At 28.5% G+C, this 410-nt stretch carries 1 protein-coding gene; it reads right to left on the bottom strand.

Features of this window, described 5'->3' with window-relative positions; translation table 11 throughout:
• Positions 1-6: 6 nt before the first annotated feature.
• Entirely contained in the window at positions 7-141 is a 135-nt protein-coding gene (gene rpmH, locus I2F17_RS12540; RefSeq protein WP_000831329.1) for a 50S ribosomal protein L34, read from the bottom strand.
• Positions 142-410 lie beyond the last annotated feature (269 nt).

Raw genomic sequence — 410 nt, 5'->3', positions numbered from 1 at the left:
CAGTCATTATACTGTTAGGCTATGACGACCTTTTGCACGACGACGCGCTAATACTTGACGACCAGCTTTAGTTGCCATACGAGCACGAAAACCATGTACACGCTTACGTTTTAATTCAGATGGTTGGAAAGTACGTTTCATATCGAAACTCCTAAGAATTGATGTATCTTAAAGGTTCGCGATTGTATGGTTTATCACCAAGTTTGTCAAATTAAATTACTAAAAATAAAATTAATACTTTTTCAAATGTCTTTTATTTGAATTCATAAATCTGATTAATTTTTGAATTTAAATTCATTTTATCCCCAATAAATGTCCTCGTTATATATAAATTTAAATTTATAAATTTAAATTTATTATTATTAGGAGCTTCAATTTCTGTGGAAATGTTATTTTTTACTATATATAAC

It is taken from the genome of Acinetobacter baretiae (assembly GCF_015627105.1).
Classification (GTDB): Bacteria; Pseudomonadota; Gammaproteobacteria; order Pseudomonadales; family Moraxellaceae; genus Acinetobacter; species Acinetobacter baretiae.
Note: the sequence above shows the minus strand (reverse complement) of the source record. Positions and strands in the feature narration are given on the sequence as shown.

Bases quoted from the DNA above. Each gene is read 5' to 3' on its own strand.
- rpmH (WP_000831329.1), bottom strand. From the start codon at position 141: ATGAAACGTACTTTCCAACCATCTGAATTAAAACGTAAGCGTGTACAT.